The 24818-nt window shown below is 38.3% G+C and carries 20 protein-coding genes; 13 read left to right on the plus strand and 7 right to left on the minus strand.

Annotation, left to right across the window (positions count from 1 at the left end; translation table 11 throughout):
- Window positions 1-7 precede the first annotated feature (7 nt).
- From ABTV71_RS06445 to ABTV71_RS06470, 6 genes are all read left to right on the plus strand, one after another.
- Window positions 8-829 (plus strand): DUF6882 domain-containing protein, encoded by an 822-nt coding sequence (locus tag ABTV71_RS06445; protein ID WP_121125066.1) that lies wholly within the window; start codon window positions 8-10, stop codon window positions 827-829.
- Window positions 830-841: 12 nt separating this feature from the next.
- Window positions 842-1597 (plus strand): hypothetical protein, encoded by a 756-nt coding sequence (locus ABTV71_RS06450; protein WP_433902564.1) that lies wholly within the window; start codon window positions 842-844, stop codon window positions 1595-1597.
- Between the two features lie 336 nt (window positions 1598-1933).
- On the plus strand, window positions 1934-2377 hold the full coding sequence (locus tag ABTV71_RS06455; protein ID WP_433902565.1) for a hypothetical protein: 444 nt from the start codon (window positions 1934-1936) through the stop codon (window positions 2375-2377).
- A 444-nt stretch (window positions 2378-2821) separates the two neighbouring features.
- Entirely contained in the window at window positions 2822-3226 is a 405-nt protein-coding gene (locus ABTV71_RS06460; protein ID WP_433902566.1) for a VOC family protein, read from the plus strand.
- A 571-nt stretch (window positions 3227-3797) separates the two neighbouring features.
- Window positions 3798-5327: a DUF2931 family protein gene (locus ABTV71_RS06465; protein ID WP_433902567.1), complete on the plus strand. Its 1530-nt coding sequence runs from the start codon at window positions 3798-3800 to the stop codon at window positions 5325-5327.
- Between the two features lie 483 nt (window positions 5328-5810).
- Window positions 5811-7475, plus strand: a complete 1665-nt coding sequence (locus ABTV71_RS06470; protein WP_433902568.1) for a tetratricopeptide repeat protein — start codon at window positions 5811-5813, stop codon at window positions 7473-7475.
- A gap of 114 nt (window positions 7476-7589) precedes the next feature.
- On the opposite strand, the gene ABTV71_RS06475 is transcribed toward ABTV71_RS06470, so the two are convergent.
- Window positions 7590-8273 carry a YceI family protein gene (locus ABTV71_RS06475; protein ID WP_121125073.1) on the minus strand — a complete coding sequence of 228 codons (684 nt, stop codon included), beginning with the start codon at window positions 8271-8273 and terminating at the stop codon, window positions 7590-7592.
- Between the two features lie 273 nt (window positions 8274-8546).
- On the opposite strand from ABTV71_RS06475, the gene ABTV71_RS06480 reads away from it, so the two are divergent.
- Window positions 8547-8861: a winged helix-turn-helix transcriptional regulator gene (locus ABTV71_RS06480; protein WP_433903698.1), complete on the plus strand. Its 315-nt coding sequence runs from the start codon at window positions 8547-8549 to the stop codon at window positions 8859-8861.
- A gap of 259 nt (window positions 8862-9120) precedes the next feature.
- Here ABTV71_RS06480 and ABTV71_RS06485 read toward each other — a convergent pair whose 3' ends face one another.
- Together ABTV71_RS06485 and ABTV71_RS06490 are read right to left on the minus strand one after the other, a co-directional pair.
- Window positions 9121-9489, minus strand: coding sequence for a response regulator (locus ABTV71_RS06485; protein ID WP_121125075.1), 369 nt, complete (start codon window positions 9487-9489; stop codon window positions 9121-9123).
- 295 nt (window positions 9490-9784) lie between these two features.
- On the minus strand, window positions 9785-10342 hold the full coding sequence (locus tag ABTV71_RS06490; protein ID WP_433902569.1) for a hypothetical protein: 558 nt from the start codon (window positions 10340-10342) through the stop codon (window positions 9785-9787).
- A 353-nt stretch (window positions 10343-10695) separates the two neighbouring features.
- On the opposite strand from ABTV71_RS06490, the gene ABTV71_RS06495 reads away from it, so the two are divergent.
- Window positions 10696-11364, plus strand: a complete 669-nt coding sequence (locus ABTV71_RS06495; protein ID WP_433902570.1) for a class I SAM-dependent methyltransferase — start codon at window positions 10696-10698, stop codon at window positions 11362-11364.
- Window positions 11365-11466: 102 nt separating this feature from the next.
- On the opposite strand, the gene ABTV71_RS06500 is transcribed toward ABTV71_RS06495, so the two are convergent.
- The 4 genes from ABTV71_RS06500 to ABTV71_RS06515 all read right to left on the minus strand — a co-directional run bounded on the left by ABTV71_RS06500 (window position 11467) and on the right by ABTV71_RS06515 (window position 16536).
- Window positions 11467-13755 (minus strand): family 20 glycosylhydrolase, encoded by a 2289-nt coding sequence (locus tag ABTV71_RS06500; RefSeq protein ID WP_121125078.1) that lies wholly within the window; start codon window positions 13753-13755, stop codon window positions 11467-11469.
- A gap of 262 nt (window positions 13756-14017) precedes the next feature.
- Window positions 14018-14569, minus strand: a complete 552-nt coding sequence (locus tag ABTV71_RS06505) for a putative glycolipid-binding domain-containing protein (RefSeq protein ID WP_121125079.1) — start codon at window positions 14567-14569, stop codon at window positions 14018-14020.
- Between the two features lie 293 nt (window positions 14570-14862).
- A complete protein-coding gene (locus tag ABTV71_RS06510; RefSeq protein ID WP_433902571.1) occupies window positions 14863-15480 on the minus strand; it encodes a zinc-ribbon domain-containing protein in 618 nt (205 codons plus the stop codon).
- 558 nt (window positions 15481-16038) lie between these two features.
- Entirely contained in the window at window positions 16039-16536 is a 498-nt protein-coding gene (locus ABTV71_RS06515) for a DinB family protein (protein WP_433902572.1), read from the minus strand.
- 560 nt (window positions 16537-17096) lie between these two features.
- On the opposite strand from ABTV71_RS06515, the gene ABTV71_RS06520 reads away from it, so the two are divergent.
- From ABTV71_RS06520 to ABTV71_RS06540, 5 genes are all read left to right on the plus strand, one after another.
- On the plus strand, window positions 17097-17606 hold the full coding sequence (locus tag ABTV71_RS06520; RefSeq protein ID WP_433902573.1) for a protein-disulfide reductase DsbD N-terminal domain-containing protein: 510 nt from the start codon (window positions 17097-17099) through the stop codon (window positions 17604-17606).
- A 538-nt stretch (window positions 17607-18144) separates the two neighbouring features.
- Window positions 18145-21237, plus strand: a complete 3093-nt coding sequence (locus ABTV71_RS06525) for a SusC/RagA family TonB-linked outer membrane protein (protein WP_433902574.1) — start codon at window positions 18145-18147, stop codon at window positions 21235-21237.
- A 9-nt stretch (window positions 21238-21246) separates the two neighbouring features.
- On the plus strand, window positions 21247-22620 hold the full coding sequence (locus tag ABTV71_RS06530) for a RagB/SusD family nutrient uptake outer membrane protein (RefSeq protein ID WP_433902575.1): 1374 nt from the start codon (window positions 21247-21249) through the stop codon (window positions 22618-22620).
- Window positions 22621-22624: 4 nt separating this feature from the next.
- Complete coding sequence (locus ABTV71_RS06535; protein WP_245971349.1) at window positions 22625-23203, plus strand: fasciclin domain-containing protein; 579 nt, start codon at window positions 22625-22627, stop codon at window positions 23201-23203.
- A gap of 180 nt (window positions 23204-23383) precedes the next feature.
- Window positions 23384-24745 carry a Gfo/Idh/MocA family protein gene (locus ABTV71_RS06540; RefSeq protein WP_433902576.1) on the plus strand — a complete coding sequence of 454 codons (1362 nt, stop codon included), beginning with the start codon at window positions 23384-23386 and terminating at the stop codon, window positions 24743-24745.
- The last annotated feature ends 73 nt before the right edge of the window (window positions 24746-24818 follow it).

Genomic DNA, 24818 nt, shown 5'->3' on the forward strand with positions numbered 1-24818 from the left:
AACAATTATGGGATTTTTAAACAAACTTTTTGGAAAGGGTACCAAAACAGGACAGGGTACCGAAGTAGAAGCTAAGGTAGAGCAAGGTTCTAAAGTAGAGGAAGGTATTACAGGAGCGGAACATGGAGCTAAAGTGGGGCAGGTCACGTCTATAAAGGAGCCGGAAGATAACTTGATCTATCGCACGGAACAGGAACTGATTGAAAGATTTGGTGGAATTGCCTTTGATAAGCAATATGATTTTGCAACGGTCATCGGTAATAATAATTGGAATATTGATATGAGCAAAGAGGAGATCAGTTTTGGCCCAAACCTTGATTTTCCGATTCAGGTCTTAGGGACTTTTTCACATTCGTCCGAAACTTGGCTTTGGGCATGGGCAAATAAGAAATCTGGTCTGTCTGAACATATTATGCAGCAGGCTCTTCAACTGAAAAAATATGGTGAAGATCAAGGGATTGATCTGCTCAGTAGTAGTAGCTTTGATTTTTCCAAAGACGAGTTGCATCGCATTGGTTTGATCGCCTCGGGAATGTTTAACGCAAGTGCTTATTATATTGCTGATTATGGACAGGGGGCAATGCTGGTGACAATCAAAAGCGATCTTATTGACCGTCAGCGTCAAGATGATCATCTGCGAATACTTTCTGTCTTTCCGCAGTTAATTTCCCAATTTGAAATGGATCATAGGATAGCTTTGCAGCGGTATCTGGAGGAAAAAGGGTATAAAATATCGGAACAGGGAGCACGGCTTACAGCAACAAAAAGAGGAGACACGATCACCGCAGATTTTGATGAGTTTTCGCGTCTTTCCAATCTTAAGGGATAGAAAATCGGACAGATGAGCCTGCTTAAATTAGCGCTGTTGGTTTTATTGCTTCAAGCTATACATGTGTCCTATGGACAAAACGACCAAGAGTTAAAACTTGTACAGGCATTGCTTGATCTCAACACAGCAATTGCCAATCAAGACTCGGACACCAAAGCTACACTTTCCAAAGAATTTGAGGGACGATTAATTCAAGTACTTGAGCAAGAGGATATAGTAAGTTTTAAAACCTTTAATAAGGTATTGGATAGTTTAAATTCAGCTTTTAGTTTCAAAAAATCTGGGGAGTATGAGCTGTTCACCCTCAGAAATAATTTTGAACATTGGAATTATGTGTTGAAAAACAAACATGTGATCCATAAGCAAGAAAGAACCTTTGATTACTTCCATGCGGTCTATTCGCTTGATCATCATAGGTATTTACTAATCAAAAGAATGGATGAGCTATCTTTTTCCTGTTATAAGGCTTACTTGTATCAAGATAATTCGAGCTCGATTGATTCTAGTAATCATTTTTTATCGGTGTGTAGCTGGACAAATGTTGATGAAAGCCTGTTGCAGAACAGATCTTCTCCAGAAAGTGATCAATCGAGTAAGGATCACTTAAAGTCTTATCCGCCAATACCCATAAAATTTGACGTGAAAAATAAGGTAATTTCTTATACTTTTTATCGCCAATCGGATGGGAAGAAAACAACAAGAAAAGCGAGATACTTGCATGGTGGCTTTGTGATCAAAAGTTATGATGCGAGAATGTTTGATGAATAGGTGCACGTTGAAGCTTAAAGGAGGCAGTCGGTTGTCGTGGAGCCTTTGATAGGTAAATGAGCAAGCGGTTTCTGATGAAAGGAAAAAAATAAGAAAACTCTTGCACTTAATCCATTGTTATATGAACTAGAATAAGACAGAGTATAGTCTGAGGATGAATTTGAAGTTAACACAACGATTTGTTTGGCTGATAAGAAGATACATTTTATGTTTAAATTCAGTATCAATAATGTATGATTTTATTTAATTGAATTTGGAATGGTAGTACGATTTTTTATTTGTTTTTCTTTTATTTTAAGCACAATCTATTGTTTTGGTCAGATAAATGTAGACAAAATGCGGGCTGATTATGCCACAGCAGTTAAAGATAAAAAACTCTGTGAGACCAATTTGAAAACATTGGAAGCTATGGCAAATACCGCAACAGAAAAAGGGTATCTTGCTGCTTATCAGATTCTTTGGGCAAAGCATATGGGAAATCCTTTTTCAAAATTGGGGCAGTTTAAAAAAGGTAAGAAATTATTGGAATCGGTTATCATCAAATATCCTGATAATATTGATTTGCGTTTTATTCGTTGGAGTGTACAGACACATGCGCCATCTTTTTTGAACTACAGTAAGGACCGGTTGCGGGATAAGCAGTTTTTGGTACATAACCTATATAAGCTGCCTAATCCAGAAGCAAGAAAAATAATTTATATTTACCTGAAGGATGCGAATAGTTATCTCAAGGGGGAGCATATATTCTCTCAAACAGAGCTTGCCGAGCTTTCCAAATAAGTTGATACAGGTATCTTTGGCAAATAATTATGACAATGGACAAAATTGGAGATAGCGATTGTTGTAATTTATCGGTACCTGGAAAACATCCGAAGAAGTTCGGGTTGGTGCAAAAAACTATCTTTAGTCAGCGTTGAGTCTTATGAATTTATACTCGACAACAACTGTATTTTACATAAAGCGAATGTCAACATAGGTGGCGAACATAGTGAAACAATTGGGATGATCACCGGAATTTATACTCGATGCTTGTTGGGAATTGGTGTATGCGAGCAACAAATGGTGATTGGAAACAGTTTATTGCACTTAAATTAGAAAAGTATCAAAAGCAAGGATTTTAATGCGGAACATGTTCATAGCATTTTTAAATCTTGGCATAGGCCAAGATTTTTGTAAAGCGTAATGCGCAATTTTGTGTTATCAATAGCAATTAAAATTTAAAAAATGAAACAGGTATTTATTAATCTCGCTGTGGCGGATGTAAACAAATCGATGGCTTTTTATACTCAATTAGGTTTTGAGGTAAATCTACAATTTTGCGATGATGACTCTAAATGTATGGTATGGAGTGAGCACATTTTTGTAATGATCATGACCCATGATAAATTTAAATCCTTTACGAATAAACCGATAGCGGATACAAAAAGTCACATTGCCGGACTATTTGCTCTCTCTGTGGAAAGCGTGGAGCGGGTAAATGAAATTGTTGAAAAAGGGCTAGCAGCAGGAGGAACAGAGCCTATGCCAATGATGGATCATGGTTTTATGCAATTAAGAAAGGTGGAAGATTATGATGGCCACACTTGGGAGATATTTTATATGGATATGAGTAAATTTCCGGGGGCTTAATACCGCATATCCTGACAGTAATTTTTTTCAGGTAACCATCGCCTGTCTGATAACTTTCGATCTCATTGAATGTTTGGTGGGCGATGGAAATTGTTAAATCTTTTTTCAATTTTCTGCTTAAAAGGATTTTTTTGAATGAGAAGGCCAATGTTGTATTGACCATAACACCCCATTTTAAAGGACTCTGCCGCAAAGGAATATAGCGGTAGCGTCTTCATTCAGAAGTAGGAAATCCAACAATAATTTGGCTGAAGCCCTTTAGCTCGTTCAAATCGTTAATTTAAACGTTGTCGTCGTGAACGGCGTAAACGTGACCTCTTAACAAAGTCCTGTTCTACAAAAGTGCGACCAGTAATGTCACGCCGTTTGTGGTAAACTGCATCGGGTTTATGACTTATCCATTCCGATCTGACATAAGGAGGATACTGTTGTGATCCTCGGTCTTTTAACTGATTTGCGGAAAAAGAACGAATATGCATTGAATTCCCTTGAATATGAATTGTTTTGTATATATAATTCCATTTCTTATTACTTTTGGGTAAAGTTGTTCTATAAATAATAAAATCCATATATGGTTCTTAAAGCTATAATTTCAGCCTTTGTGATTACTCTTTTGGGATTATTGGCCATGTTGTTAACACAAGATGCCGATATGAATTTGGTTTATGCAGCATTTTGTATTTCACCCTATTTTCTTTTAATTACCCTTATTTATTTCCTTTTCAATAAGCTTCGGAAAAAATTCAATGTATTTGACAAGCCTAGTATTGTCTTTGAAGGTATTTACAGTTTTTTGCTTTACTTTATATTTTCCACATTGTTACCTGTACTGCTATTTTTTGGTACGCTGGGCGACAAACATGAACATGAGATATACGCTGATCTAGGCGGGGTAATTTCAGAAATGTTCCCTTTGATTTTAATTCTGAGTTTTTTTTTGAGCTTATTCAGTAGCGTCACATTCATTTGGGGTTTGCGATCGTGGAAAGCTTTGACACTAACATTTTTGGCCTGTATTTTTTTTAGTGTGATCGTATCTATTTTTTCAACTGTTGGTCGAGAGATTAAGGAAGCTGAACAGGAGCGGAGAGATCAGGCAGATAATTTAAAAGAGGGAAGATTTGAATGGGCCGGAGCAATGAGTAATCCTGCAGGCTATCCAGTACAACTTTATAAGGGGAGGTTCATCTTCCCAAAAGATAAAAATTATGAATTCACATTTAGTGAGGGAAATACCGTGAATTATCATGCGAAATGGGGCGAGGCAGGAGCCGAGACCTATAAAAGGATGATGTCATTGCCCAAAGCAATTGACGTTACTTGGTACTCCTTCTCGGAAAATGCTTTTTACCAATTCCAGGACACAATAGACTACAATAAATTGCTCACACTTTTTAAACAATCTTATGTAGAACGAAGAGCAACTAGCGACGTTGAAGAACATTATGATAAGATTATTTTTGGGTTTGCTCCGGGGGGGAGGTTGGTGATATGGGCTGCTGGAACTGGTTATCGTCAGACCTGGATCGGTCAGTATCAGGCGAAAAAAATTAGTATTGATCAGAAGGTTTCTGACAGTAAGGAAATGGTGCATGGTGATTTATTCAATCAGGAGTGGCGCAATAAGGTACTGACAGATACCATGATCGTTCCTTTGGCTATACAGCTAGCAAAAAAAGACCAACCTGTTTCTGATGATTACTGGGACAAAATAGGGACGGCTTATACATGGTGTCCAAAGTTTGTGATCGCTCCAGAAATCAAAAAATTCGATGCTAGTTTCCTTTATTTTAATGCTGAACGTTTTGCTTTTGATGAAAGAGCACAAAATATAGCCTTTGAAAAAAGGGGAATTCCACGACAGATATATATCACATGGTCTGATCAAAATCAAAACCGTTGTGCTGTAAATTTTGAATTTGATGAAGCGGATATTTTTAAAAAATTCATTGCTTTTTTTGATCGCGCTAAAGATATAGCGGCTGAAATGGAAATTACCGTAGATACCCAAAATGGCAAGGGAACCGTACAATTAAAAAATGGAGACCAGCAGCTTTTACTTATGGAAACCAAAATCATTGAATATGGTAAGAAGTTCTGATTTTATTGATATAAACCCTTATGATTTTGAAAGATCTTTTGCATCTTGTAATTATAGCATATCCTCATTTAAATAAAGATATAAAAAGTAAATAGATCTATATTTTTTAGATAGTCAGCGCGTACAATTTTTTAATATACAGACCGATCTCTTCCACAGATAAATTGTATATTTACAACAATGGATCGAGGAACAATAACCTCGTTTTGTAAATCAATATTAGCCATTTTGCCAAATCATTTAAAAAGTTATTCTGATAGCGGCTGGAGAATCCTACCGGTAAAATGAGCTTGTCAAATTTTGATTGCGCTGTATTTGTTATTGCGATCTATTGGGAGTTGACTCATTATCAGTTAGCCATTTATACAAAAAATTGACCTTTTGAGAATGAAAATTTATTTGCTTTCACTGTTTTTTCTAACTATCCTGACAATTACAAATACGCATATAGCTTTCGGACAATCTATAGAAAAAATACTGCCTATGGAAGATCCCCTTCGTCAGCTTGAAGCTGTTTTGCAGCTTCCTGTCAATTTTGGGAAGGATACCTTGGCATTAAAAAAATCACTACAGCCTGTATTAGAAATCGCCAATGAGAAAAATAACTTTATATTGAAATGGGGATATTATATGCGTATGGCCGACGGGTATTCCATTGCATTTGATCGAACGAATGGTATTTCCGATCAATATTACCTCCTTGCGCAACAATTGCTTCAAAAGTATAATAATATTGAACTGGAAATGACAGGCTATGCACGGCAGGGATACTATAACTATGTTTATAGAAAAGTAAAGGACGCATTTCCATTCTTTTTGCGGGCAAACGATTTAAAGTCAAAAATTGATATCCGAAAAATTCCATTGCTCGTTAAACACTACCAGTTCATCGCTAATTTTTATAGCTACATTGGAGATCAGGCGAGTGCGGTTACTTACTTACAGGAAGCATTGCCTTTTTCGAAACGCGCTTCCAGGGAACGTGTTGACCTAACTAATGCGATAGCCGTTTACCTCTCCAAGGATTCGCTCAATCGTGAGGCGCTAATTTATCTAAATCGTGCGATGGAAGAAGCAAAACTGGCGAAAGATTCTGTTTGGATCGGTATTATTTCTGGGAATCTTGCTGATCAGGCATGGAAATCGGGAGACAGGCAAAAAGCAATTGCTTTGATTCGGAAAAATATAGCTCTTTCCATGCGATATGATGAGCGGAAGGATGCCATGCGGGCAAATCTGAATTTAGCAAGCTGGTATCTTGCCCTTAAAGAATGGAAATTGGCCAAGCAACACGTTGTATCTGGCATCAATTTGATGGAAGAAAAGCCTTATTTTTTGAAATACAAGATGGATGCATCAAAATTGCTATCCGACATCGCCCATGGGTTGAATCAAAAAGAAGATGAACTTAAGCAATTGCATATCTATCTTGCTTTGAAAGACTCATTGGAAAAAAGAATAAATGATAAGGAGATACAAAAGATTATGTGGCAGCGGGAGACAGAAAGATATAATCGAACTATTCAATCTACGGAAGAAAAAAGACTTCACAGCAAGCGGATATATCAATTTATTGGAATTTTCTTGATTCTGGTCTTTACGATCATATTGCTGTTAATAAATAGATCAAAAACAAAGATAAAAATGAGCAATGCCCTTCTGGAGAAGGACCGGCTCACTCTCGCTTATGAAAAGCAATTACTTGATCAAGAACTTGTGATTTTAAAGGATTCTCTCAGCGAATTTACCGATACGATTAAGCAAAATGATACAACGATTCAACAGCTAAGGCAAGAAATTGTTAAAGTTTCGGAGCAAAACCCTGCCTATATGGCTCAGGTCACCGATAACTTAAATGCCATGTTGCAAACACATATTATGACAGATGAAAGATGGCTTAAATTTAAACATGTTTTTGATAAGGTCTATCCGGGGTACCTGTCACAAATGAAGAAAAACTATACAAAAATAACAGATAATGATTTGCGTATACTTGCCCTTCAAAAATTAGATCTAAACAACAGTAGCATGAGTGAACTCCTTTGTGTTTCAACGGAAGCCATCAAAAAGGCCAAACAACGTCTAAAGAAAAAAATGGAGGCGCAAGATCAAGGGGCAATCTCTGTTGACCGAACTATTTCACGTTGATTACCATAAATAAAAGGGATAAAAATAACTATAGCATAAACAAGCAAGCTCAGAGAAAAGCTTGCTTGTTTATATTTGGAATCTTAGGAAGCTGTAGTAGCTATTAGAAACCTGCTATTTTGTATTATTTGCTAAAACATTAAGTTCAATGTCAACATTTTGTGCGATCATCCAATCTTGTGGATTACCTTCGGTACCATAGGAAAGTCCCCAATCTTGTCTTTGAATCGTAAATTTAGAATAGAAAGTAACTTCATTTCCGTTGAACGTGATTTTTGCAGGAAATGTTACGTTTACTGTTTTGTCTTTGATTGTCAGGTTACCGCTGACAGTATTTGTCGCATCAGCAACGACACTTTTTCCTTGAGAAGCGTCAAATGGGGCAACTTTCGTGATTTCAAATTTAGCTGTTGGGTATTTAGCTGTATCAAAGAAGTCAGCACTTTTCAAGTGTGCATCTAAATCTGTTGATTTTTTACCACCGGCAGTTGTTGGATCCACCGAAGCGCTATCTGTTACAATGGAATTGACGTCAATCGTAAAAGTACCACCGGTTATCGCATTGTTTTCAGCGGAAAGAGTACCCTCGCTTTTTAAAACACCATATCTAGGATTCAAGCCACCTTTGTGGTAACCTGTCCATTTTAATGTGCTTTTGTCTGCGTCTACAGTATAAGTCTGGCCTTTTTGCTCAGTCACTTCTTGTGCTGATGTTGTCTTAGCTTTGTCGCCACCTGTATTCTGACAAGACGCGAATAATAAAATAAGGGCTAAACCCGAGATTAGTTGTTTTTTCATGTTAATCGTTTTATTTTTTAATATGATGTTTGCACTATTATATCTTATCGGCATCAACCATGCCATTTCAATTATCAATACAAAGGTATAGCATAGATAGTTTATTTTTGGTATTAGTTTCCTTAAAGAAACTACTTTCCAAAAAGATAGTATGCTGTCATCCCGTAATTCCGTATTTTTGTACTATATAAGGAGATCGGATCAATGAAAAAAGAAGCGTTATCAAGTTCGTCCAGCGGTTGCAAAACAAGGATACTAGCCATAAAGGATACCATGGAGATTTTGACTGGTAAATGGAAATTTCACATAATAGGTTCGTTAATGTTATTTGAGAAGCTGCGTTTTATGGAATTATTGCGCGAGGTTGATGGCATTGGCGCAAAAATGTTGTCCAAAGAGCTACAAGATTTGGAAATGAATCATCTTATTAGAAGAACCGTATTGAATACCAAGCCACTGACGGTGGAATATGAACTGACTGATTGTGGGCGAACACTTGGACCTATTATCGACGAAATCGCAAAATGGGGGATCACCTATAGAAATACACTTTATCATAGAACTGAGATCAGCGAATCGGTTGTGTAGCCCGTTGATTCCAGTAGTTTATTATAGCGCAGTAATTTGGCTAGATGATAAGTACATTTGAACCAAAGAAAAATTGGTTTCTGGGTTCCTAAGTCTTGTTTTGGAATATAGATGTAGGAATTTTTGTCTGTAAAAGAACCTGATACGTCTGATCTGATTTTTGACTGTTGATATTTTGGAAAAATATATTAATCGTATGTTTGTTAAAGAATTTATGATCTAACCTACTAAAAGAAGAGCAGTATGAATTGCTTGATTCTTAAGAACAACATAATAAATCTGCCACCATATTTTCTAAATCTTCAAGGTCAAATGGCTTTGCTAAATAACTGTCTGCTCCTGCTTGTTTGGCTAACTGTTGTATATCAGTATTTGCAGAGAGATATATTACTGGAATATCCCGGAAGGAGGGGTGAGATTTAAGTAGACGCGTTGCTGCAACACCGCCAATTTTAGGAATCCAATTATCCATTAGAATTAAATCTGGTTGTACTTCTTCAACTTTTTCAATGATATCATGGGAAGTCTCAGATACTTCGATACGATAACCGATGGTTTCGAGAATAATCGTACATACTTCAAGAACATGCTTGTCATCGTCGAGCATGAGTATTGTTTTATTGGACATATGGTAGCTTTTTAAAAGGTAGGGCTAAAATAGATAAAAACAAATACGCAAGGTAGAGGGTAAATACTTGTTTTTTTTAGAGTAAAAAATACCCTTTTTGTTAATATGGGTAAATATTTCAAAAGATTAAATCGACATTGTATATCGAATGTTATTCGGGTATTTAAACTACTGTTTTACCATTTTTTAACGGATAAATAGTATTTGGCATATTAAAAGGAGTCAAAGACGTGGTACCGATATCGGGGCTTATTCGATGAAAATTAGTTGTCTTACGATGTACAGGTGTTAAAAACTAAATAATCGTCAACATATTTAAGATATTTTTTCGGTATTCCGGATCTTTTTCTCTTAATTCAAGAATTCTATTTTTTAGGTCAATATTCACATACCATTCCGCATAATTCTCTTTTTTGTTCGTGTCGTCGAAGAAAATTTTGGTCTTTATATACTCTTCGTCAAAATATTCAGGTTGGCCACTGAGCACAAATGCCGTAGAGCCAACGGTCTCATTCATCTTGAAAGAGCTGCCTTCAGTTTTAAACAATGCACTTAAAGCCTTCGTAAAATTATCACTTAATTCCCCCATAGAATGAAAGCTAATTCCTTCTTGATAAAATCTTTTTTTGTCAACTTCTGTATTTACAATTCCTAGTTTCATATCACGTCGAAATGAGACTTCGATACCAACGGTTTCTTTTTCCCAAAGACCCTTTGCCTGAATAATGTAATTTAAATTTTCATCATTCCAGCTCTTTGTTATAGTTAATTGTAGATCAACAAAATCTTGGTCTTCACTGACGTCAATCTGACTTAATCTACGCTGTCCTTTCAAGAAATTTAAAAAGCTCATATGGTATTGTTAATATGTTTTCGAGTATGACTTTAGCAAAATTGTCTGAATTGCATCCGATTAAACAGGTCGCTCTATATTTGTCGTTATCATAACTCTGGCTAAGTATAATAAAGATAGTAAAAGTTTTGATTCTATACAGTGCTCAATGAAAGGCGATGTGTTTTTCAATTATAATGATTCTTGTCGGACAATCTATTCCCGATGAATACAGCCAGAGCACATTTGTCGAATTGTCTTTTGAATATACTTTTTTTTAATCGAAATAGATTTTGGTTCAATTCAGCTATCTTTATAGTCTAGCAATAAATTTAGTGTTTAATTAGTTTGTGGTAAGCTAAATATTTTGAAGTGTGAGCAAAGTAGAATTATTTGAAAATGAAAGAGCAAGTGGCTACGATCAGTTTGTAGAAGCTTGGATACCAAATTACCGGTATTTTTTGGATTTTTTACCTAAGTTGTTTTGGGATTCGGCCCGGACCGAAATATTGGTTGTTGGCTGTGGAACCGGTAACGAGATCCAAAAACTTGTAGCTAAGCAAAAGAAATGGAATGTAACAGGTATAGACCCCTCGCCGGAAATGATTCAGCAAGCCAGACAGAAACTTGAGGGATATACGAACGTTAGGCTTATTGAAGCGTTAATCAGTGATTTGGAGGTTGACAGAAAATACGATGCGGCCACCCTATTGTTGGTTCTTCATTTTCTTGAAGATAATGGGAGCAAATTAGAATTGCTGAAGCAAATCGGAGATAGGCTAGTCTCAGGGGCATTGTTTGTGATGCTGGATATTACCGGGGATGAACGGATGATCAGGGAAAATCTGAAAATTCTAAGACTCCTATTGCCTGATGATATTACAGAAGAACAGATCAATCATCGACTGAATAGGATAGAGAAGGAACTTTTTCATGTACCTGAGGACCGGCTTGCGGCCTTATGTGTTGAAGCAGGCTTTGAGGCTCCGGTGCGTTTTTTTCAATCAGCTATTTATATGGGCTGGATGACAAGGAAAAAATAGTTTCAAAAGATGTGACAAAAAAACGCCCTATTTCGGGAGGGCACTGAAAAAGCCCTTATTAATGGATAATTTTCCAATGCTCTCCTATTCGGGCGGCCTTATCTAGTTTTTATGGAAGAAGCAATCATTGGGTATGTCAGTGACTTTAGAACCGTTAACACTATATTGAAGTTTTAGTGTAAAACCTCCGCCGGCTTCTAAAAAGTCAACGGTTATCGGATGATATCCGGATTCGAGGGCCATCTGTCCACTCTTCATGATTGGTGCATGTTGCCCGTCATTGTCTACCACCACCTGATTATGAATGCGTAAGACGCCACCGTCGTCACAAGTGAAATAGAAATTATAGATCCCCTTTTCTTTCACATATAGATAACCCTTAATTTTTGCGCCAAAGGCAGGCATTTTGATGGTATCACTCAAATGGATATTCTTAATAATCTCTTGGTGTACCGCCTTGCCTGTTATTGCAGCTGTGTTTGCAAATGTTCCACTAAATAGCGTTGCGGTCAATCCCGTACGCATATTCTTTACATTTTCGGTAACACCTTTTTTCCAGCCGTCTTTCTTGAAATTCACCTGGTACAATTCGCTCTTTGCTCCTGAAGAAGATATCGTTGCGAAACGTATGGCTCCTTCGTTTTTGACAATAAGCGAATCGCTTAGTACTGGGCTTTTCTGAGTCGGTAAACTGCCATCAGTCGTATAATGGATAGCGTTTTCCGGAAGTTCATTTTCAATTTTCAAGATGGATTGTCCGTCAACAATCACCTGAGTATCGGCAAAGCCTTTTAAATCTGGCATACGGTAACGTAGGCCCATCTTGTTCCAAAGCCCAAAGTGAGCGATTAATCTATTTCTATAGCTCTCATATAGTGATTTGTTGGTCCAGACCCGCTCTGCCAATGCGCTCAGCCTTGGCAGAATCATAAATTCTAATCGGGCTGTCGACGGAATCATTTCTGTCCAGATGTTTGCCTGCGCGCCCTGGACTAAATTTGATCTGTTACTGGGAATATCGGATGGTATGACAGACATGTTATACACCGCATCCAGACTACTACTATTAGGAAGGTAGTCAAAATACAACGGATTGGTAGGTGTCATGATGAGACGATGGCCACGATTGACCGCCTCCCGAGGTGCGTTTTTCACCCATCCCCGCCAATACATAACTGTCATCGAAGTATCCGAATCGCCATCAAGGATTTCATCCCAGCCAATGCTGCGTTTGTTTTTCGAACGTATGAAGTTATTTACACGTTTTACAAAATAGCTTTGTAAGTCATGTAAATTTGCTATGCCTTTCTCTTTCATAAATGCTTTAGCTGTGGCTGAATTTGACCAGGAGTCTTTTTCCACTTCGTCGGCACCAATATGAATATAAGCGGAAGGGAAAAGCTCGATAACCTCGCTAAGTACGTTTTCTATGAATGTATAAGTACTTTCTTTCCATGGACTGATTGGTACCGAGAACTGTTTTCCCCAACCTGCAGTGGCACTGTCTAGGAGTAGCTCGGGATAGGCTTTCGTCGCGATCATCATGTGCCCGGGCATATCTATCTCCGGTATAATCTCCATATGCCTGCTCGACGCATAGGCCACGATATCCCTGATATCCTGTTGGGTGTAAAATCCGCCATACTCTTCTCGCCCGTTATGGATACGTTTGTGTTCACTGGGTAAATTGAAATCCGGATTCTCTTTCGCTTTGGCAAGACAGGCCGAATCTTGATTATTATACGTTCTCCATGCACCTTGTGAAGTAAGTTTTGGGTATTTTTTTATTTCGATACGCCAACCTTGATCATCTGTGAGATGCAAGTGAAGCTTATTGAATTTATAGGAAGACAAGAGATCTATAAACTTGTATAAATAATCTTTTGAGAAAAAATGTCGCGCTACATCAAGTTCTACACCGCGCCACTGAAATGCCGGTTGATCTTTAATCGACAGATAAGGCAAACGAATATCGCCATTAGGTTTAGCGAGAAGATACAGTTGTTGTATTGTCTGTAGTCCGTAAAATAGCCCCTGATCCGAAGAAGCGGAAACCTGTATTCCTTTTTTATCAATCGTTAATTCATAACCTTCTTTGGAAAGACTACTTTTTTTTATCAATCGTAGTGTTGCATTGGCATGTGTCACCTTCTTTTTAGTGATGTCCCCGAATAACGATTGACGTACCCATTGGTCTAGAGCGTTTGAGGAGATGTCGGAATCAATTGTATAAGAGAGTTCTCCCTTGGCTAGTTGAAAGAAACCCGTAGATGATTCCAGTTGTTCGGGAAAAGGTATCAGCTGGGGGATATGATTTTTTTCTTGCGCATAACTTGTACGAGGACAATAGAAAGCAAACAATAGCAGGATCAGTGAAATAGCTTTATGCATAAAGTTTTTTTGTGATTTTTTAATAATTATGTGTTTAAGAGCTTGCCAAATAGAATTTGTCGGTTTAGCATGAAAAACTCGCAACCAATATAGAAATATTTTATGTAAACGAAGGTAATAAAAACGTATCCTAATAGCACTGTTATCTAGTAGCACAGTTATAACACCTATACAGATGCCGATTTGTTTTTTTTTGACCAGGTATTGGTAGGACAAGGTTGAGGGATGGCTTTGCGTTGATTTTATTTTGGGATAATCGAAACTAGTTTCCGGCTATCTTTTCAAATAAACCTGGATAGTTTAGGATCAGACCGTTCTCGTCCACCTGAATATAAGCGGTGAAATCACTGACTATATTTTCGTACAGATATTCGTGTAAATCTGTCCTTGTATAACGTTGCCGAACTGGAGTAATGTCGCTGTTGATTAGGTCGATATAGATGATATCTATTTCTTTTGAATCACCAATTTTAAGCTGTAGATTGTTTATCGGTAGCGTGTTTGTAAAAGGAGTTAAAGAGATATCTATATAATGAAAACCCTTGAAGCTTGGATTGTCGAAATGATTGATTTCCCAATTGATACCCGTTTTTTTCCCAGTTAGGATGTTTTTGGTCATATTGACTTCAGAATCAATAAGAAATTCTTCGATCTTCCATTGTTTGTTTATAATCAGTCGATAGGAGGCCGAATAAATTTTTTGCTGATAGGAACCTATTATTTTTGATGCCACAATATAATAATCTTCCTTTTCCTGTAAACTGAAATACTCTAGAGAGGGGAAAGCGATTCCCTGCCATAATACTGTTTTCATCTCGCTATATTAAGTAATTAGTTAACGGGCAACCTATGTTGTCGTTGTTCTTGTTCGACTTCGTTTTTGACTCGTTGGTTGATATTGATTTTTGCATTGATGAAAGTGAAAATCACAGCTCCATATTCTCTTGCATAGCAGTTTGTAATGGAATTAATATAGAAACTTATCCTGATGTAAGTCATATATTGAACTTATCAATTGCTACTGGATGATATATTTCAGTAGAATAGATAAGGCTTGCTAGAATAATGTGTTTCATTTAAGAACAGATTTGTCCATAAGCTCCAGTTCTATTTTCTTTCTATTGACGATATCTGATTATCATCTTTCATTTTGACAACTTCTGCTCGGGCTAAAGTGACTTTTTCTGAGTAATTATCGCTGCGTTGTTCCCTCAATTTCCGAAGACCTTTCGTTCCCTCTGCTTCGTAGTCGTTGACGTCGAAAGTAATGGAATCCGTTGTGACATTGGCAACACGGTATAAGGTGTACATGGACTTCCCATTTTCTTTCCGTTTGATTTCATATACATCACCAGCAACCGGACTTTCCAGGTATTTTTTTGTTTTAATGGATCCGGATATTCCCGCTGCGGCCGCAGATCCGAAGAAAAGACCGATGAGTATTAATCCAGAAAAATATCCAACGGGTGTCTTCGGCATACCGCTTGAACGGATTGTTGCGAGGGTTTGGGGATCAATCTCACGTTGGTAATTTACTTTTTTACAATGATTACATACGCTAATAATTTCTGTACTGTATGGAAAAATGGGGATCCAGAAGATATGAAAGTATTTTACCTGTTTGTAGGCATATAAGGATCCGACTGAGTTGCAATAATTGCAAGTTCCCACAGCTACATTGGAGCTGTTTTGTAGTAGTTTTGTTCTTGTTCCGAAAATAATCATATTCAAGGTTTAGATATACTGTTTCTATATTTTTGGCTTATGGGTTTTTCGCCCGTTTTGTGTACTATTTAATTGGTTTGTCGATAATATTTTTTCAAAAATTATGCCATTATGGTTGATGAATACAAGAATGCTATTCGGCATATGGACTCGTCCCAACATAAAATATATTTTCAAAGACTGAGAGCTATTTAATAGCTAATAAATAATCCGTGAAAAACTCCGGACAACAATAGTCCGGAGTTTTTATGGATTTTAAGTTCACGTTTCTTTTAAAATATTAGCGCCGTCACTTCAAAAGACCGTGTTTCCAGTAAGCGAGTCCGAGTATTTGGGATATCTTCGGTAACTATTCGTATCTAATTCGGGCGTTAATCGTACCTGAGAGCAGATCTTAGCATGGTCTGACCATTTTGCGAACGTGGTTTTAACGAGTGTGACACGGACTCACCACGGACTCACCACGGAGACACCATGGACTCATCCCTACGCTGTCCCGACTGAGGTACGAAGCAGACTGGGACGGAGCCCGTAGATAGAAAGAAGAACTGCTTTATTCTAAAAGTTCTGTGAATCCGCAGAAGGACCGTAGCTCGACGGTAAGGGGATATTGTTCAGTCTATAGTAAACACCCAATTGCGCCCTGTGGTGTGTAATCTGATTTAAAGAATGACGAATTGCCTCATATTTTGTCCAACTCGCCAGTTGATGCCCTGCATTCTTGATCGTCCAAGTCGGAATTAAATCCTCTTCAGTTGCATTTTCTAAAGCTTTTTTGCCTGCTTCATAGTCTTGGTCTAGTTTCTTGAGTAAGTCTTCACGCGTTGATAAAATAGTAGGCGTGTACCCCCCATCTGCAAAGTCCAGTTCGGACGTTTTCAAAATTGTACTTGGCCATTCAAATACCTCCACCAGATGGGTCGCAAGGGGCATGATTTTCATGCTTTTTTCATGTGGGGCATAGTCATTTTTGCCTTCTGGAAAAAGATTAATAAAATTTTTGGTGATCTGGTACTCATTTTCAAGTTCAGATGTTAGTTGTTGGAGTGTGTTCATCTCTTTTTGGAATATATTAGTTTAATATTTTGATGTATTCATCTTATTTTTTTCCATCCTTTTAAACAAAGGATCGTTCATTCTGTTTTTTTTTGCTACGTTCAAAGATAGGTTTGGATATTGACAGCTATGTGTCAGTATGGATATGAAGATTTATAATAAAAAAACCGCTTGAAGCGGGGAACTTCAAGCGGTCTAACCTAACCAATTATTAACCTAAATTATGAATTTTATAATATGCGATTTCTGTGCCAAAGATGATTTTTGACAGGTATTGCAACGTAACAAATCTGTTGTCTCTGATTTTAAGTGGATAATAGTTGACTTTGGCTGGCATTGTTAGTGACATAGCGGTTTCTTTTCATTTTTTCAGATACAAAAAAATAAGGTGAGAATAATGGAAAAGGAGCTGTTTAAATGTAAATTAATCTGTTTTTTATGTTGTTTTCGATAAAATTTATTGTTTTATTGGCCCGTTATTGTGTTTTATATTGTTTATAGCGAATATTGTTGTAGCGGTTTTTGTCTTTCTATTTCATCATATTGTCATAGAGAAGAAAATGGATATGAAGGTAGAGGAGAATGGACATCGTGTAATAAACCAAAATAAATATAAAAAAATGAAAAAATTAGTATTGTTAATGACTGCAGTTATTTTTATGATAACTGGCGCTTTTGCTCAGATTCACAAACCGGTAAAATGGACTGTAGCTAGCAAAAAGCTGAACAGCAAAGAGGCAGTCGTCTATGTAAAAGCGACCATTCAAAATGGCTGGCATATTTATTCGCAAAATGTAAAAGATGGCGGACCTATTCCGACTTCTTTCACATTTGCTAATGCGACTGATTATGTATTGGCAGGAAAAACTGCTGAGCCAAAACCGAAAGTAAAACACGAGGAGGTTTTTAAAATGGATGTAGGATATTTTACAAATGAGGTGATCTTCCAACAAAAGGTGACTTTGAAAAAAGGAACAGCAACTGTGAAAGGTAGTGTGGAATGGCAAGCATGTGATGCATCACAATGTCTTCCTCCAGATGAATATGCTTTTGCAGTAACGATCAAATAACAAAATCTTATTTTGGATCGTATGAAAAATCCCATTTATAGCGCTATAAATGGGATTTTTTTATAATTATTAATTTTTTTCAATATAGCACAAAATAAGTTGCCACAATAATACGTTAATAATGCAAATACTTTTCATAAAATAGGTTAATATATGGCTAAGACCCTAGAGTTCCCCGCTCTAGGGCTTTTTTATGACCTGCTTTATGTCATCTATTCGGGATTATGAAATTTCCACAAGCACGGCAGCCTGCGGCTTGGATTTCATCCAATTTCCGAAGATCCCATTTGGAATTTTTATTGACTTGGTTGGGAAAGAAAACAGTATTTATGAAATAGATAGTAGGACGATATCATGTTTGTTGGATGTGATATTGTCACATAAATGTTACTAAATTTAGTGCTACGTATACTATTGTTTTTTTTCAAACGTTAATTATTTGATAATGCTTGACGTTTTAATGTAAATGTTTTCATTAAAATATTATTTATTAATCGTTGTCGATAGTTAATAGGTGATATAAACTTAAAGTCTTGATATGAAATTTAGTGCTAACCAGTGTAACCTTAACGGACCGTATTATGTTTTATCCTTATTTTTTTTGTGCAGCATTTTAATTTTTCCTGGTATTGTAGTCGCTCAGCAGAAGACGGTCACTGGTAACGTGATTGACGCAACCACAAAGTCGCCTTTATTTGGAGTCACCGTAAAGCTCAGCGACACAAAAGATGTGACAGTGAGCACAGATAAAAGGGGGGGCTTTGTATTGGACGATGTAGCAATAGGACAATCCATTACTTTTTCATTTGTGGGCTATTCGAGTCAGACGATAAAAATAGATTCGCGGGCAAGCTATACGATCGCACTCGTTGCTGTTTCCAATCTGATGGAAGAGACTGTTGTGGTAGGATATGGGCGTCAGAAAAAACGAAACCTTACAGGATCTATTGTTTCCGTAGGTGCTTCAGAAATTGCCAAGACAACATTGCAGGATCCCATTTCCATTCTACAGGGGCGGGCAGCCGGGGTGCAGGTTTCGTCCAATTCTGGAGCGCCCGGTGGTGAGATGAGCATACGTGTCCGGGGGAGCTCCTCATTGAACTCAGGCAACAATCCCCTTTTTGTTGTAGACGGTATTCCACTGGAATCCAATTCCATTTCTTCTCTAAATGGTACTGAAAACTCTGGGCTGAATCCGATGACGGATATCAATCCGAACGATATCGCTTCGATTGAGATTCTGAAAGATGCTGCGTCTACCGCGATTTATGGTTCTAGAGCCGCCAATGGAGTCGTAATGATAACGACGAAACGAGGTGCTGAAGGTCGACCCGAGGTGATATTAAATACAACCGCGGGAGTGAGCGCCCTGACCCGCAAGCTAAGTGTTTTGAACGCAAGACAATATCGAGAAGCAGTTTTGGATTCCTATAGGGGAATGGCCAAACCCGAGGAACCATTTTATACAATTATAGATTCACTGAACCCCATGAACAGTGGTGATGTGGACTGGCAGGATGAGTTGATGCGTTCAGCAAAGCAATATAAGTTGGATCTCTCTGTTCGAGGCGGGAACCAAGGAACAAAATATGCATGGAGTTCATCTTATTTGGATCAGGATGGTGTGATATTAAATTCCAATTACAAGCGATTTACTTCACGCTTGAACGTCGACTTTACGATTTCGGACCGGATCAGGATAGGCCAGAGTATTTCCTATACAAATGCCGTGAACAATCGGACAAATGCGGCGGGCTCAGGGAATCTGAGTATCATCCGGAGTTTATTGATACGGCCACCTATTATGTCGATGTATCTACCTAATGGGGCACTGAATGGTTATATGATCGGACAGCGGAATCCCGTTGGGATGGCTTTGTTTGCAACCAATCTGAACAAGAGTAATCGCATCGTTGGAAGCCAATACCTAGAAATTGATCTTTATAAAGATCTTAAATTCCGAAGCAATGTAAACCTGGATTATATTTCAATGAAAGAAGATGAATTTATGCCATCCATATTGGATTACCGCGAGGGATATAATAATGGTGCTGTACGATCTTCTGGAAATCTTACCTGGGGTAATGAAAGTTATTTTACCTATGCAAAAAGTGTAGCTAATGCACATAATATTGGAGCGGTACTGGGAATAAGTTTTCAGAAATGGCGTTATGACCGGACAGGTCTCGATGGAGAATATTTTCCAAGTGATGATATCCGTACATTGAATGGTGCATCAGTCATTTCAAACCAAGGTGTAAATATCGCTTCCGAACATGCCATGCTTTCTTATTTCGGTCGGGTAACCTATGACTATCTCGGGAAATATTTGCTGGAATTCAATCTTCGTACGGACGGTTCTTCCCGTTTTGGTCGTAACCGACGATTTGGATTCTTTCCCTCTGCATCAGCAGGCTGGCGTTTTGTCGAAGAAAAAGGAATCAAAGATTTGGGCTGGCTTAGCGATGGTAAGCTTCGTTTTAGCCTCGGAAGTACCGGAAACGAGGCTATAGGTGATTATGCAGCGAGAGGAGAGTTTACTTTGGGAACGAATTATCTGGATTTTTCGGGAGCAGCGCCCACAGTGATGCCCAACCCGAGCCTCACTTGGGAAACAACGCGTCAATATAACCTTGGTTTAGAGCTTGGCTTCTTAAAAAACAGAATCCTGTTTTCTACGGATGCTTACTTGAAGAAAACGAAAGATCTTCTTTATAACGTGCCTATTCCCGGAACCACGGGATTTGAATTTATTACACAAAATATAGGGTCAATTGAGAATCGAGGATTGGAATTTAGCCTACAGACACGTAATCTGGAAGGGGATTTTAGCTGGAATACGAATATAAACATCAGTTTGAATAGAAATAAAGTTACGTCGTTACCTAAGAATCTTCTGACTGGCGGTCATATTCAAAACGGTACTTTCCATATTCTACGGGAAGGCCTGCCTATCGGTGTATTTTATGGTTGGCGTTTTCTTGGTGTGTATGCGCGAGATGAAGACAATACAAGCGGGTTAACAAATGGTGCCAACGGAGCTGTATTTGTAGGTGGAGATCCCATTTGGAAGGATGTGAACAATGATAATATGATCGATCAAAATGACCGCGAGATTATTGGTTCTGCTGAACCGAAGTATTTTGGCGGGATTTCCAATGATTTTAGCTATAAGAACTTCCATTTGAATGTGTTTTTCCAATATTCTGTCGGTAATCAGATTTATAGCGAGTTGAATCATCAGCGCAATTCAATTGTTCGTTATAATAATCTATCTACTGACGCTCTTAACCGGTGGCGGGAACAGGGAGACCAAACAGATTTTCCCCGATTGATTCGGGATGATCCAAAACAGTCTGATAGTCGGGTGCAAAGCAGGTGGGTCGAGGATGGTTCTTATCTGAAATTAAAAAATGTCAATTTGAGGTATTCTTTTGACTCCGCTTGGAGCAAACGCATCGGTTTGCGTAAGCTCGATGCTTTTGTTACGGCTACAAATCTGATTACCTGGACAAAGTATACAGGTTTCGATCCCGATGTTAATTCCTATTCTGGTCTTCGTGTAGGATTGGATGAGGGCTCTTATCCACAGAGCCGCACATTTATGTTTGGTTTAATCCTTGGTCTTTAATAAATCGTGATGAAAAAAATGTTAAAATATACATGTTGTTCTCTTCTATTTTTATCCGTTAGCAGTTGTTCGAATTCGTTGTTGGATAAGGACCCTATTAGCAATGTCTCCGGAGAGGGGTACTATAAAAAGCCCAGTGATGCGCAAGCTGGTGTCAATGGTATCTATAATGGTTTGCAATCTCTTTTTCGTCAGAATTTTGCTTACTGGGGAGAGGGGCGGGCTGATAATATTGTGACCCGCCATGCCGGTGATCCTGCTGCGCTACAACAGAACACGCTGACTCCCGTTATCAATTCGGCACGTTGGGATAATTTTTATACGGTTATATCCCGAGCGAACTATGCGATCAAATATATTCCTCAGGCATTTGGAGCCGAAGATAGTGAATTAAAAAGGCAGTTACTTGGGCAAGCCCATGCTTTAAGGGCACTCGCTTATTTTTACTTGGTTCGGATATGGGGGCAGGTGCCCTTGGTTACGGAACCCTATGAGGGATTGGATCAGGATCTGTTTGTCAAGAAGAACACTGAGGCGGAGGTATTGGCTAAGGTGGAAGCAGATTTAATCTTAGCAACAGAGAATTGCGCTTCAAATTATTCAGGTGCCAGAAACCGTGTGATGATTACCAAAGGGGCGGCTTATGCTTTTCTGATGCAGCTCTATATGTGGCAAAAAAAGTATGAACAGGCGATAGAAATGGCTGAAAAAGTAATCGCGGACCCGCAATATGCCTTGGTACCAATTGAGGATTGGAATAACATTTTTGTAAAAGGAAGCAGTACCGAAAGTATTTTTGAAGTCGGATATAGTGAAGTACAACCCAATAACCTCCGTGTGTGGTATGCCAATGGATCGGATAGTGATTATGTGCCCAGTGCGGGTTTTATCGCATCAATCGAACCTGACGATCTTCGCAAACCTCGTATTTACGATGTGTCTCAAGTTCAGCCCCGTAAGATATGGAAGTTTTTTGGGCAAGGATTTAATGACGAGAGTCCAGAACCTTCCGCAGGCAATATTGTATTAACGCGATTGGCCGATATCCTCCTACTAAAGGCTGAAGCGCATGCCAATTTAAATCAGCCTGTTGAAGCATTGGACCTACTGAACCGTATCCGTATTCGTGCGGGACTGCCAGTTTTGGATCAAGATAAGGCGCAAAGCGAATTCGGAAGCTTAGTTGGCAGTATTTTACATGAACGATCTGTGGAACTTTGTTTTGAGGGACACCGATGGTTTGATCTCCTGCGAAATGAAACGGCTATTTCGACAATGAAACCGATCAATGGTCTCTCCGATAAACGAAATTTGCTGTGGCCAATACATGAAGGGGAACTTCTTAAAAATCCAAATTTGCAACAAAATGAATTTTATAGATAATCTTATGAAGAAGATAAAATATATCGTTATTTTTTTTCTATGTGGTTTTGGTACGCTGTCATTGTTTTCTAGTTGCGAAATACAGGAAAGCTTTGAATATGACTACGCGGAAGACAACAGTAAACTGAATATGTCGGCATGGACATATATTCAGGGGAAGGATTCATTGTCCTTACTGAAACAAACCATTTTGCAATGTAAGGATGAAGCATTGTATGAACGTAAGGAAAAAGCGACCTTTATTCTGCCCACCAATCAAGCTTTTACAGCATATCTAAAAGAAAATAAATACGACAATATTACAGCTATTCCGGTACCAATACTAAAGGATATTTTGCGTTATCATATTGTAAAGGCAGTAGTGAATTTTAGCGATCCTGCCTTGGCTCCGAGTAACAAGCCAATTGCCTATACGACTGAAAAAGGTCAAATCATGTACTTGTCCCATACGAGTACCTATGTGGGGCTGATCAATGAAGGGACCAATAACCAATGGCAAATCCGCACATCTAATTTAGTTCCGGATAACGGTGTCATCCATGTCGTTGATCACATTGTATTTTTATCTGAGAAGACGAAATAAGTATATTGATGTTCTGTTTTTCTTCATAATGCTTTGCATACAGAATAAAAAAATGGAAATACGAATAGCTTATAAAGTGTCATTGTGATAATAGATACAATTGAAAATGATGGCTCAATAAACATTATCTTCAGTTTATTGTTTAATTTAATAACAAACTAAACAATAAGCCAGTAAATTATGGTTGATTATACGCTAAACCGAAGAAACTTCCTTCTGAGTGCAAGTGCTTTTGTTACTTTATCCGCTTTAGAAGCTAAAGGATTATCCTTTAAGAGATTTCCTAAAAATATCAAGGTCGGACTGATCGGGGCTGGTTGGTATGGAAAAAGTGATCTATTTAGGCTGATGCAGGTTTGCGATGTCAATGTGGTTGCGATTTGCGATGTTGATAGCCTTCATTTGCAGGAGGCAGGGCGATTGGTCGGAGAACGACAACGCTCGGGGCAGATTCCAAAGCTCTACAAAGATTACCGGAAAATGCTTGCCGATCATCAATTCGATCTCATTCTGATCGGTACACCTGATCATTGGCATGCGCGGCAGGCCATAGATGCAATACGTTCGGGAGCGCATGTCTATTTGCAAAAACCCGTAAGTGTTGATGTGCTAGAGGGAGAAGCAATACTTCGATATGCACGAAAATATAATAAAAAAGTACAGGTAGGAACACAACGGCGGAGTACGGCACATCTGATTGATGCAAAAAAGCAGATTATAGACCAAGGTTTACTCGGTAAGATATCGCATGTGGAAATGTGCTGTTACTATCATATGAGGAAGAACGGTAATCCGGCACTGGAGCCTGTTCCTGACTTTCTTGATTATGAACTATGGACTGGACCGGCTCCTTTACGTCCTTACGACGGTTTACCTCATGGCGGTTGGTGGCGAACTTTTATGGAATATGGGAATGGTATCACAGGTGATATGGGTATGCATATGTTTGATACTGTTCGTTGGCTATTACAACTTAAATGGCCAACGAAAATTAGTGCATCAGGGGGAATCTATGTGCAAAAGGATGGAAAGTCGACCATTGCGGATACACAGACGGCAGTTTTTGAATATGATGAGCTTAATTGTATATGGCAACATCGTACCTGGGGCAATCCTGTGGATCCCGAATATCCTTGGGCGTTTATTATCTATGGGGATAAAGGAACGCTAAAAGGAAGTGTGATGAAATATGAGTTTACCCCAGTTGGTAAAGGCACTCCCATAAAAAAAGACGTGGTTTATGAAAAGGAGAAATTTCCGGCTGATCTGGAGGAACCTAGAATTGAACTGCACACCGCTCCTGCCACACGGCAACATCTATTGGATCTATTGTCCGCAATAGAACAGGATCGATTGCCTGTGGCTGACATCGAGGAGGGCTATATATCAACAGCCTGTTGTATACTTGCCAATATTTCTATGCAATTAAATAGACCATTGAGATATGATCCAATGAAAAAAATATGTGCCGATGATCCCGAAGCAACCAAATTATTGAAAAGACCTTATCGAATGCCCTGGCAACATCCTTATCTGTCCTAGTGCAAATTATGGCCATGGCTTAATTTAGAGTGTCTGATTTTTTTTATTTTTTTACCAACTAGAAATTTATGCA

Source organism: Sphingobacterium puteale, from assembly GCF_050986225.1.
Classification (GTDB): Bacteria; Bacteroidota; Bacteroidia; order Sphingobacteriales; family Sphingobacteriaceae; genus Sphingobacterium; species Sphingobacterium puteale.

What these genes read in the sequence shown, in the direction of transcription:
- ABTV71_RS06445 (WP_121125066.1), top strand. Translation starts at nt 8, where the DNA reads ATGGGATTTTTAAACAAACTTTTTGGAAAGGGTACCAAAACAGGACAG.
- ABTV71_RS06450 (WP_433902564.1), top strand. Translation starts at nt 842, where the DNA reads ATGAGCCTGCTTAAATTAGCGCTGTTGGTTTTATTGCTTCAAGCTATA.
- ABTV71_RS06455 (WP_433902565.1), top strand. Translation starts at nt 1,934, where the DNA reads ATGCGGGCTGATTATGCCACAGCAGTTAAAGATAAAAAACTCTGTGAG.
- ABTV71_RS06460 (WP_433902566.1), top strand. Translation starts at nt 2,822, where the DNA reads ATGAAACAGGTATTTATTAATCTCGCTGTGGCGGATGTAAACAAATCG.
- ABTV71_RS06465 (WP_433902567.1), top strand. Translation starts at nt 3,798, where the DNA reads ATGGTTCTTAAAGCTATAATTTCAGCCTTTGTGATTACTCTTTTGGGA.
- ABTV71_RS06470 (WP_433902568.1), top strand. Translation starts at nt 5,811, where the DNA reads ATGGAAGATCCCCTTCGTCAGCTTGAAGCTGTTTTGCAGCTTCCTGTC.
- ABTV71_RS06475 (WP_121125073.1), bottom strand. Translation starts at nt 8,273, where the DNA reads ATGAAAAAACAACTAATCTCGGGTTTAGCCCTTATTTTATTATTCGCG.
- ABTV71_RS06480 (WP_433903698.1), top strand. Translation starts at nt 8,547, where the DNA reads ATGGAGATTTTGACTGGTAAATGGAAATTTCACATAATAGGTTCGTTA.
- ABTV71_RS06485 (WP_121125075.1), bottom strand. Translation starts at nt 9,489, where the DNA reads ATGTCCAATAAAACAATACTCATGCTCGACGATGACAAGCATGTTCTT.
- ABTV71_RS06490 (WP_433902569.1), bottom strand. Translation starts at nt 10,342, where the DNA reads ATGAGCTTTTTAAATTTCTTGAAAGGACAGCGTAGATTAAGTCAGATT.
- ABTV71_RS06500 (WP_121125078.1), bottom strand. Translation starts at nt 13,755, where the DNA reads ATGCATAAAGCTATTTCACTGATCCTGCTATTGTTTGCTTTCTATTGT.
- ABTV71_RS06505 (WP_121125079.1), bottom strand. Translation starts at nt 14,569, where the DNA reads ATGAAAACAGTATTATGGCAGGGAATCGCTTTCCCCTCTCTAGAGTAT.
- ABTV71_RS06510 (WP_433902571.1), bottom strand. Translation starts at nt 15,480, where the DNA reads ATGATTATTTTCGGAACAAGAACAAAACTACTACAAAACAGCTCCAAT.
- ABTV71_RS06515 (WP_433902572.1), bottom strand. Translation starts at nt 16,536, where the DNA reads ATGAACACACTCCAACAACTAACATCTGAACTTGAAAATGAGTACCAG.
- ABTV71_RS06520 (WP_433902573.1), top strand. Translation starts at nt 17,097, where the DNA reads ATGGATATGAAGGTAGAGGAGAATGGACATCGTGTAATAAACCAAAAT.
- ABTV71_RS06525 (WP_433902574.1), top strand. Translation starts at nt 18,145, where the DNA reads ATGAAATTTAGTGCTAACCAGTGTAACCTTAACGGACCGTATTATGTT.
- ABTV71_RS06530 (WP_433902575.1), top strand. Translation starts at nt 21,247, where the DNA reads ATGAAAAAAATGTTAAAATATACATGTTGTTCTCTTCTATTTTTATCC.
- ABTV71_RS06535 (WP_245971349.1), top strand. Translation starts at nt 22,625, where the DNA reads ATGAAGAAGATAAAATATATCGTTATTTTTTTTCTATGTGGTTTTGGT.
- ABTV71_RS06540 (WP_433902576.1), top strand. Translation starts at nt 23,384, where the DNA reads ATGGTTGATTATACGCTAAACCGAAGAAACTTCCTTCTGAGTGCAAGT.